Genomic DNA, 9,697 nt, shown 5'->3' with positions numbered 1-9,697 from the left:
TCTACTACTGTATCACAGTTATCGCTTGCCGTAATCGTTGGTACTGCTGGTATTGATTCACAGTCTACACTAATATTAGCTGGCTCTGATGATAGTACCGGTACAATATTGTCTACAACTGTAATGGTTTGTATTTTTTCTGTTGTATTACCACAACTATCTACTAATTTCCAAGTACGTTTAACTACTTTTTCTCCATCACAACTTCCTGCTAACACTTCATCTGTAAAATCAGCATTTAAACCTGTATTACAATTGTCTGATTCGTCTGTTACATCTCCCGTTACACCAACACTCGCATCATAATTACAACTTGCATCAGAAAAAATTGAAATATCTCCTGGTACAGTAAAATCTGGAGCTATAGTATCTTCAACAGTGATTACCATTGTATCTGTTCCTGTTTTTCCACATGTGTCGGTAACTGTAAAAGTTCTTGTTACTGTGGTTATACATCCATCATCTGAAGTAATTTCATCTATATAACTAATGCTAGCTATTGTTCCATCATCTGAAGCTGTATATCCTGCTGAAAAAAAACTGCCTTTTATATCTGATGATTGTACTAAACTGAAAGGATAACGAGCATTTAAATTTGTTATATCATTTTCATCACAACCTTCTAACCCTAAAGTTTCCGGAACACTAATAATAGGATCTTCGTTATCATTTGATACTAAAGTAATAGAATCTACATCCTGACAACCATTTGCGTCTGTCACTGTAACAGTATAGATACCTTCTGTTAAGCCGCTTAGGTCTTCTGTAGTCGCTCCTGTATTCCACAAATACGTATAAGGACCTGTTCCTCCTGATACAGTTAAGTCAATTGCTCCATCACTTCCTCCACAACTTAAATCACTTCCTAAAAGAGAAAGCGATAACACTGAAGGTTCTGTTATAGTTACATTGGCCAATGCTATACATCCATTAGCATCTGTTACCGTAACACTATAATTTCCTATAGTTAAACTATTCAAATCTTCTGTCGCTGCTCCTGTATTCCACAAATAAGTATAAGGAGCTTTACCTCCTGTAACTGTTAAATTAGCTTCACCATCACTCCCTCCATTACAAGACACATTTGTTCCCATAATTGCTGCTGTGGGAGTACTATCAATATTAATATCTTTTGTGATTGAGTTTGTATCACCGTCTTCATCTGTAACTGTTAATGTTACTGACTTTACACCTGAACTAGTATAATCAACATGATGAGGACCTTCTGATCCTGCCACTGATGGAGACGAATTTGCTCCAAAACTCCATTGATAGGTTAAAACTCCGTCTCCTCCTGTAGAAGTATTTGTAAATGTTAATCCTTGAAAACCACTACCATTAGCGCCACAATCATACTCAAACGTAAAGTTTGGTGCTATTGGTGTTTGCACGTCAATTGGTGGTAAATTTTCTCCAGAACATTTTGAAGTTTGAACTGCACACCCAGGGCCTCCAGCACTACCTGGTGTTTGCCAAGAAATGTATACATCTGTTAAAGTTAATTCTTCACCACATGTGTAATTCATTAACTCAAACATTTGATATACTCCTGGACTAATTGATCCTGGTATACCGATACTAATTTTATCGGTTCCTATGTAGACATTTCCATCTTTATCAATTTTATCTGTACCATTCATTAAATAGAATTGCATATACAAATCTATTTTACTGGCTGCTTTAGAAATATCTAAATACAAATAAACATCAGAAAGAGGTTGTCCTACTGTACAAGTACTAATTGGATTTCCATTTATATCTCCTATATAAACACTCCCTACTTCAACATCCTGGGCTCCACAACCAGAAATACTACAGGGACTTTGCATAGATACTGTTGTTTGCGAAAAAACATAATTCGCACTAAACAACAATAAGGCAAAAATTAATTTTTTAAAATGAGTAGTTTTCATTCCCATACCTTTACTTTTAAATTAACTTTTTTTAATATTTCTCTAGATTTTCTAGAAAACACATACTTATAAAAGTTTTAGTTTTTACCTAAAACCATACGGGGATGGGGTAAATGGGGATGGGGTAATTAAGGGTTACGCACGTCCAAGCACTGCTTTTTGGCAATACTTAATACACAAGGATGTTCAATAAATTTTAATTGAGGAAAATAAAATAATACTGATTGGGAATTGTATTATTTTGAGGGATTAACGTTTTTTAAGTTCTAAAAACTTTAAAGTAAAAGTACTGTTAATTTTTAGATTCAAAAAACTCAAATTAAAAAAAGGGGGGTTTTCCCTTTAGGAGTAAAGGAAAAAACAGAACTAAAATATTTTAATAAACTTCTTTTATAATTAGGTAATTTTGTAACATGATACAAAACGATACAATTATTGCTTTAGCTACACCTGCAGGTGTTGGTGCCATTGCTGTTATTAGACTTTCAGGAGAAAATTCGATAAGTATTGTCGATTCTTTTTTTACTTCTATTAGAAAAAACAAGTCGCTATTACATCAAAAATCTCATACACTACATTTAGGTCATATAGTAAATAATGAAACTGTTATTGATCAAGTTTTAGTATCTATTTTTAAAAACCCACACTCTTATACAGGTGAGGATGTTGTAGAAATTTCTTGTCACGGTTCAAGTTTTATTCAGCAGGAAATTATTCAACTTTTCTTGCAAAATGGTTGTAGAATGGCTGACAATGGTGAGTTTACAATGCGTGCCTTTTTAAACGGTAAAATGGATTTATCGCAAGCGGAAGCTGTGGCTGACGTGATTGCTTCTAACTCCGCTGCTTCGCATCAAATGGCAATTCAGCAAATGCGAGGTGGAATTACCAATGAATTAAAAGAATTACGTGCTCAATTATTAGATTTTGCTGCTTTAATTGAATTAGAACTTGATTTTTCTGGTGAAGATGTAGAGTTTGCTGATAGAACTAAATTCAAAGAATTAGTCGCTAAAATTTCATCGGTTTTAAAACGATTGATTGATTCTTTTGCTTTTGGAAACGCCATGAAAAATGGAATTCCTGTTACAATTATTGGAGAACCAAACGTTGGTAAATCAACTTTACTAAACGCACTTTTAAATGAGGAAAGAGCGATTGTTTCTGATATTGCAGGTACTACTCGTGATGCGATTGAAGATGAACTAATTATTGATGGTGTTGTTTTCCGTTTTATTGATACTGCGGGTATTAGAGAAACTGAAGATATAGTTGAAAACATCGGTATTAAAAAAGCATATGAAAAAGCTGAAAATGCGCAACTAATAATATTCTTAATTGACTCCAATAAGTACATACACTCTAAAGACTTATTTTTAGAAGAAATTGAAACTATACAACAGCGTTTTCCTAACAAACGTTTATTGGTTATTGCTAATAAAATAGATACGTTGTCTTGTCATGATTCTTCTATTTTACAGTCAGAGATTGAAAACCTAATTCTACTTTCTGCTAAACAAAATATCGGTATTGATGAGTTAAAACAAGAGCTTATATCTTTAGTTAATACTGGAGCCTTGAGTAATAACGAAACGATTGTTACTAACTCCCGTCATTTTGAAGCGTTGACTTTAGCTTTGGAAAGCATCAACTCCGTTAAAAATGGAATTGATTTAGATATCTCTTCAGACTTATTTGCTATTGATATTCGTGAGTGTTTACGTCATTTAGGAAATATTACTGGTGAATATGATGTAGATAAAGATATCTTAGGTCATATTTTTGGAAATTTCTGTATCGGGAAGTAACAAAGGAAAACAAAGGAAACCAAAAGAAACAAAACCCTGAAAAACAAATAAGTTACAGTAATTTCCGTTTAATTTTATTTTCTTTTGTTTTACTTTTTTAATACATTTATGGAGTCTAAATTCCACCTCTTAACATAAAAACAAACAAGAGGTGTAGTTAACTCCACCTCTTATGAAAATATCATTAAAAAAGAAAAAGTTAAAAACAGGGAAATATAGTCTATTTATAGAATATTACAAAGGCACCATCATAGACAAAGACGGAAAGACGAAACATGATAGAGAATTTGAATATTTAAAAGAGTATTTAATCATTTCTCCAAAAACAAAACCAGAGAAAGAAAAGAATAAGAAAACTCTTGAATTAGCTGAAAAGATTTTATCTATTCGACAAGCTGAATACTACCAGGGCAAATACAAAATTCAACATGGTTCTAAAGAAAAAACTAATTTTCTTGAGTACTACAACCAAAAAAAGGAAGAGCGTTATCAGTCGGAAACAAATTACGACAACTGGGAAGCTGCTCAGAAGCATATAGAAGCTTTTTGCCCCTCCTCTACTACTTTTAATGATATTGATATAGATTTCATTAAAAACTTTCAAAAGTATTTACATACTGAAGCAAAAACAAAAGCCGGTCAACCATTAGCTCAAAACACAAAACACACTTACTACAATAAATTTAAAGCTTGTTTACGCAGTGCATTTGACGAAGGGTTTTTAAAAGAAAACTTTGTTGAAAAAGTTCGAGCTATTCCTATGGGCGAAACACATAGGGAATATTTAACTATAGATGAAGTCCAAGCACTTTCAAAGACACCCATTAAACAAACCATTTTAAAAAAAGCTTTTTTATTCTCATGTCTTACAGGTATTCGATGGTCCGATATTAATAAAATGAAATGGAGTGAAGTAAGAGATGAAGGCACTGATGATGACGATAAACCAATTCACCGAATTGTTTTTTCTCAAAAGAAAACTAAAGGAGCTGAATATTTGTATATATCGCCTCAAGCTAGAGACTTTTTAGGAGAAAGAAGAAGACCTGACGACAGAGTTTTTGTTAATCTTCATTATAGCGCTCAAATGAATATAAACTTAATTAAATGGTGCATGAGTGCAGGTATCACAAAACACATTACATTTCATTCTGCACGACACTCTAATGCTGTGTTATTATTGGAAAATGGAGCTGATATTTATACTGTTTCTAAACGTTTAGGGCATAAAGAAATTAGAACTACTGAAATCTATGCTAAAATCATTGATAAAAAAATGAAAGAGGCTGCTCTTTTAATTCCTAAATTAAATATTGAACTATAAAACAGCATGGAAAAATATACGTCATCAGATTTTAACACTAGATATATTATAAATCTGTTAGAAAGAGATAACAAATGGGATTATATTGAAGATATTAAATTTAGAATTTCAGAAACTTCGGAAGTACAGTTTTTACATATTTTAAACAATATAATTTATCCTATCTTTTCTAAAAAAACCACATTAGATAAGATTAGTTTAACTATCAAACATCTGGATGTTTTTTTTTATTTTGGACACGATAGTGCCTTACCATACCCTAGTGTAAGTAAATTAGAATTTAGATGTATGCAAACTTTCTGTTTTGAAGATCAATACAATGCTAAATATCAAGTAGAATTAGATCAGTTAATAAAAACATTAAGATTTAAGTTAAAAACTGAAACTAAATTAGAATACTTCAATGACGCTATATATGGGACTAATGAAAATCCTATTGCTGAATTTAACAGGGTTTCTGTTATAGAATTTTTAATAAAAGCTCTTGAATACAATTTATTCAAAAGAAAAAAATTAGAGGCTACTTTTGGTGGTAAAACTGAAAACATCAACAACTATAATATTAAGGTTTCAAATTCCATTTTGGAAAAGTTATACTCACAACTTGAAAAACACGAATTCATCGACATCGAAAAAACTTCTAACGAAGATTTTTGTAAAGTATTAAAAGGCGACTGGCACACTCATTATTCATTAATCTATTTGAATATGGATAATATTCAAACAAATCTTTTATTCAAAACTATAAATGAGTTTTTATCCATAGATATTAAAATTACTTCACTAGAAAAGGCCAGAAATATAAGAAACAAGAATGGTTTTATTAAGTCAAAATCAATATATACTTCTGTTTCTAAATCTCATTCTTTACCTAAGAGTTCAGATGTAATAACAGATTTAATAAAAAAGGTTAAGATGTAAACAATCTTAACCTTTACCTTTTTCCTTCTTTATACTTTTACTTCAGAATTCTAAATCAACGGAAACAAAAGCAGCTTTTGTTCATTATAAATTTTAAAAACAAAAATAATGGACATCTTAAAAATCAGTCAAAAATTAGACAAAATAGAAAGACTATTACTAGTAAATAAAAAAGTATTAACATTTGAAGAAGCTTGTGAATATACAGGGTTAAAACCTAGCTATTTATACAAAAAAACTTCAACTAAGCAAATTCCTTTTAGTAAACCAAATGGTGGTAAAATTTTCTTTAACAAGGAAAAATTAGATAACTGGTTACTTCAGAATGAAAGTAAGTCTAAAAATGATATTGAAAAGCAAGCTCTTTCCTACGTCTTAAAAAACAAAAAAAGGCAATAATATGCACACTAAAGAGCCTGCATATTATTCAATTATTCCTGCACCTGTTAGGTATGACAAAAGACTAACCCCCAACGCTAAAATTCTATATGCCGAAATAACCTCATTAACCAACAAACTTGGTTTTTGCTATGCTAACAATAGATATTTTGAAAATTTATATCAAGTATCTAAACAGTCCATAAACTTTTGGTTAAAACAGCTTGAAGAATATGGATATATAGAAAGGCATGTATACAGAAATAAGGGTAGTAAAGAAATTTTGAATAGGTATATCACAATTTTTGAAAAGCCCATACAAGTAAACTTTAATAGACCTATACAAGAAATCCTTAAAGAAAATAATAAAATTTTAAATATTAAATCTAATAATTTAAAGAAAGTTAAGAAATTAAATCCTCGAAAAAGATAAGGTTATGAGAATAGGTCAAAGATTAAAACAGCATTTTAGAATGGAATCTGAAAATGAAAGAAAAAAAAGAGTTGCGCGAGAAAAAAAAGAAATAGAGGTGAATAATTCTTATTTCAAAAATATCTCTCAGGTAAAAGAACAACTCCCTATTTCTAGTATACCAACCGAAGTTCTGAAAACTTTGATTTGGCGAGAAAGTAAAAATTATTTTAAAAAACAAGGAAGAGAGTTCCAAGTAGATAGTTTTAACAAAGATTTTCTTCACTTAATATCTCTTTACTTTTCAAATAATCCAAGGTTTGAAAATGAATATGGCGGAGAACTTAGAAAAGGGCTGTTTGTTTATGGAACCTGTGGGACAGGAAAATCATCAATTTTTGATGTTATTCAGATTATCAGTAAGAAATATAAGCTTCCGTATTTATGGTTCAAGAACATATCTGTTCATAATGTTATTACTAATTACAATACAGAAGGTGAATATGTGGTAGAAAAATACACAAAAGGGAGAGTTCATTTTGATGATTTAGGAGCAGAAAAATTAGCAAACAGTTGGGGGATAAAGGAACAATTAATGATAAGAATTTTTGAAATGCGCTATAATGATTTTAAAAATAACGGGATAAAAACATTTATCACATCAAATCTTACAGTTGAAGATATTGAAATTAAATATGGAGATAGAATTTATAGCCGTTTTTTTGAAATGTTCAATTTCATAGAACTAAATGGAGGAGATAGAAGGTTTTAAGTGTTACGAAGTTAGCGAAGTTAGCAAGTTGAACAGGGGCAGAACCCCTATTATTCAACTTGCTCTGCGAGGCTTAACTTCTGTAAATGTGAACATTACAACTACAAACCATTTATAAAATTTTATAACCCAATCATAAACAAACCCTTAACCAACTGAAAACCAACCCTAAAAATTATAAAATGAAGAAAAAAAGTATCATTATTGATGAATTCTACCACAAAGAATTAGTAAAGATTTCTAATGTATTCGGTGCTAAATATGGAGACTTTACCGAATCTATGATTCTATATTTTAAAAAGACAGGTATTAACCCATTCGAAACTACAAATGATAATCCTGCTACAATGATTAAGGTCTTAGACAAACGAATTGTTTCTTTCCTAAAAGTACAAGAAAGAGACATTCTAAAACCTCTAAGAAATGAAATTTTCGAATATTCTGCTGAGCAAAAAAAACAGTATGAAAGCTTATCAAAATGGATTCAAGAAAGTATTATAAAAGTGAATCATTTTGACAAAGAAAGAACACAAAAAATCAATCAAGAGCTTAAAAGTGTATTCCAAAAAATAGAAAACATTGAGAACAAAATAGAAAAACAGCAAGAAGCTTTTTATACTATATGTGAATTGATAGATCAAAAAAATAAATCTGGTCTTAAAGGTAAATTAAACTCAATTTTTAACAATGCCAATTAGTAAACCTCATAGCACATTAGGAGCTACTAACACAGGTAGTTGTTCAGACCTTGCTTTGTATTTAGAAAAAGAAAATCAAGATTTAGATAAATTGTTACTAGCTCAAAACTCTCCTGAAGCTAAAAGGAATATTGAAGCTAGAAAACAATTCTTTTTTTCACACAATGAACAAAATATTAGCACCAATGAAGCTATTAATTCCATAGACACTAACATAAAAAAGCTAAGCAAAAATGATGCTAAATATTTTGCTCCAACTATTAACTTTAGTCAAGAAGAACTAAAACATATTCTTAGTATAATTTCTAAAGATGAAGGAATAAAAGATATATGGCAATTAAATACAACTCAATACAAAGAGTATAACCGTATCATCATAGAATATGCTCGAAAAGTAATGACCAACTATGCTGTAAATTTTAACAGACAGGAAAAAGGACTAATTTCTGGTGATGACTTAGTTTATTTTGGAAAAGTTGAACACTTCCGAAAGTTTAAAGGAACTGACGAAGAAGTTATAAAAGGGGACTACAAAGCAGGCGACCTGAAACCTGGTATTAACACTCATGTACACATTATTGTCAGTAGAAAATGTAAAAATCAACGGTTAAAACTTACTCCTACTACAAAAGAAAGAAAAACAGACAGATCTATTGGAGGAAACAAATATCGTGTTGGCTTTGATAGAATGCAATGGATTAACACAAACGAAGCAACTTTCGACGCATTCTTTAATTATAAAAGAAAAGAACTCGAAAAATTTCAAAACCAATACATACTTAAAAATGGCTCTCCTAAAGAAATTAAAAAGCTAAAAGAGCATATCAAATTAAAAGAAACTTTAACCACAAAAGAAAACATCCATGAGCAAAAAAATACTCATCACACATCAAAAGGGTGGCGTAGGTAAATCGACACTTACTTTTAACCTAGCTCAAAACATATCTGAAAACGCCTCAGTAGCTATTCTTGATTTAGATTTACAAGGTAGTTTATCTCAAGTTAAAGAATTAGCTTCTGGTTTTGACATTATTCCCTACAAAGGAAAGATTAATGAAATTCAAAACCTGGAGTATGATTTCGTTTTTATCGACACTCCCCCTTACCTATCCAATCAATTACCTGAGCTTATTCAATTAGTTGATTTAATCATCATCCCTACAAAAGCTGGTGTGTTAGATCTGTTAGCTATTAAAAGCACCATAGAACTCATTGAAAATGAAAATAAAGCTGATAAAACGTTAATTGTTTTCAACATGATAAAAGCTAACACTACTTTGACTTTAGACATTTTGATTGGATTAGAAGAATACAATATTCTTATTGCCAAAACTCACATATCTGACTTAGTTGCTTTTACTCGTTCAGTTTTGGTTGGTGGTGTTCAGGATGATAAAAATGCTCAAAAGCAATTAGACAATCTAACAAAAGAAATACTAACAAAACTCATATAATTCTATACATCTACATT

10 protein-coding genes are annotated in these 9,697 nt (G+C 30.7%); 9 read left to right on the top strand and 1 reads right to left on the bottom strand.

The annotated features are described in order from the left end of the window. A partial coding sequence (locus ACKTSU_RS06120; RefSeq protein ID WP_408035487.1) for a PKD domain-containing protein occupies positions 1-1,829 on the bottom strand: 1,829 nt, incomplete at its 3' end. A gap of 497 nt (positions 1,830-2,326) precedes the next feature. Here ACKTSU_RS06120 and mnmE point away from each other — a divergent pair. The 9 genes from mnmE to ACKTSU_RS06075 all read left to right on the top strand — a co-directional run bounded on the left by mnmE (position 2,327) and on the right by ACKTSU_RS06075 (position 9,680). Continuing rightward, positions 2,327-3,721, top strand: a complete 1,395-nt coding sequence (mnmE, locus tag ACKTSU_RS06115) for a tRNA uridine-5-carboxymethylaminomethyl(34) synthesis GTPase MnmE (protein ID WP_408035486.1) — start codon at positions 2,327-2,329, stop codon at positions 3,719-3,721. A gap of 172 nt (positions 3,722-3,893) precedes the next feature. Next, positions 3,894-5,045 (top strand): tyrosine-type recombinase/integrase, encoded by a 1,152-nt coding sequence (locus ACKTSU_RS06110; protein ID WP_408035485.1) that lies wholly within the window; start codon positions 3,894-3,896, stop codon positions 5,043-5,045. Positions 5,046-5,051: 6 nt separating this feature from the next. Next, a complete protein-coding gene (locus ACKTSU_RS06105) occupies positions 5,052-5,966 on the top strand; it encodes a hypothetical protein (RefSeq protein ID WP_408035484.1) in 915 nt (304 codons plus the stop codon). A 108-nt stretch (positions 5,967-6,074) separates the two neighbouring features. Next, complete coding sequence (locus ACKTSU_RS06100) at positions 6,075-6,365, top strand: helix-turn-helix domain-containing protein (protein ID WP_299002180.1); 291 nt, start codon at positions 6,075-6,077, stop codon at positions 6,363-6,365. Position 6,366: 1 nt separating this feature from the next. Then, positions 6,367-6,777, top strand: a complete 411-nt coding sequence (locus ACKTSU_RS06095) for a helix-turn-helix domain-containing protein (protein WP_299002181.1) — start codon at positions 6,367-6,369, stop codon at positions 6,775-6,777. 4 nt (positions 6,778-6,781) lie between these two features. Then, on the top strand, positions 6,782-7,528 hold the full coding sequence (locus tag ACKTSU_RS06090) for a P-loop NTPase family protein (protein WP_408035483.1): 747 nt from the start codon (positions 6,782-6,784) through the stop codon (positions 7,526-7,528). 182 nt (positions 7,529-7,710) lie between these two features. After that, complete coding sequence (locus tag ACKTSU_RS06085) at positions 7,711-8,226, top strand: BfmA/BtgA family mobilization protein (protein WP_408035482.1); 516 nt, start codon at positions 7,711-7,713, stop codon at positions 8,224-8,226. Next, entirely contained in the window at positions 8,216-9,136 is a 921-nt protein-coding gene (locus ACKTSU_RS06080) for a DUF5712 family protein (RefSeq protein ID WP_408035481.1), read from the top strand. The genes ACKTSU_RS06085 and ACKTSU_RS06080 overlap by 11 nt, the downstream gene beginning before the upstream one ends. Further along, positions 9,090-9,680 carry an AAA family ATPase gene (locus ACKTSU_RS06075; RefSeq protein ID WP_408035480.1) on the top strand — a complete coding sequence of 197 codons (591 nt, stop codon included), beginning with the start codon at positions 9,090-9,092 and terminating at the stop codon, positions 9,678-9,680. The genes ACKTSU_RS06080 and ACKTSU_RS06075 overlap by 47 nt, the downstream gene beginning before the upstream one ends. Positions 9,681-9,697: the final 17 nt, after the last annotated feature.

This window comes from Tenacibaculum aestuarii (assembly GCF_964510395.1).
GTDB classification, from domain to species: domain Bacteria; phylum Bacteroidota; class Bacteroidia; order Flavobacteriales; family Flavobacteriaceae; genus Polaribacter; species Polaribacter aestuarii.
Note: the sequence above shows the minus strand (reverse complement) of the source record. Positions and strands in the feature narration are given on the sequence as shown.

Excerpts from the sequence above, each read along its gene's own strand:
- ACKTSU_RS06100 (WP_299002180.1), top strand. The coding sequence starts at position 6,075 with ATGGACATCTTAAAAATCAGTCAAAAATTAGACAAAATAGAAAGACTA.
- ACKTSU_RS06110 (WP_408035485.1), top strand. The coding sequence starts at position 3,894 with ATGAAAATATCATTAAAAAAGAAAAAGTTAAAAACAGGGAAATATAGT.
- ACKTSU_RS06085 (WP_408035482.1), top strand. The coding sequence starts at position 7,711 with ATGAAGAAAAAAAGTATCATTATTGATGAATTCTACCACAAAGAATTA.
- ACKTSU_RS06105 (WP_408035484.1), top strand. The coding sequence starts at position 5,052 with ATGGAAAAATATACGTCATCAGATTTTAACACTAGATATATTATAAAT.
- ACKTSU_RS06080 (WP_408035481.1), top strand. The coding sequence starts at position 8,216 with ATGCCAATTAGTAAACCTCATAGCACATTAGGAGCTACTAACACAGGT.
- ACKTSU_RS06075 (WP_408035480.1), top strand. The coding sequence starts at position 9,090 with ATGAGCAAAAAAATACTCATCACACATCAAAAGGGTGGCGTAGGTAAA.
- mnmE (WP_408035486.1), top strand. The coding sequence starts at position 2,327 with ATGATACAAAACGATACAATTATTGCTTTAGCTACACCTGCAGGTGTT.
- ACKTSU_RS06095 (WP_299002181.1), top strand. The coding sequence starts at position 6,367 with ATGCACACTAAAGAGCCTGCATATTATTCAATTATTCCTGCACCTGTT.
- ACKTSU_RS06090 (WP_408035483.1), top strand. The coding sequence starts at position 6,782 with ATGAGAATAGGTCAAAGATTAAAACAGCATTTTAGAATGGAATCTGAA.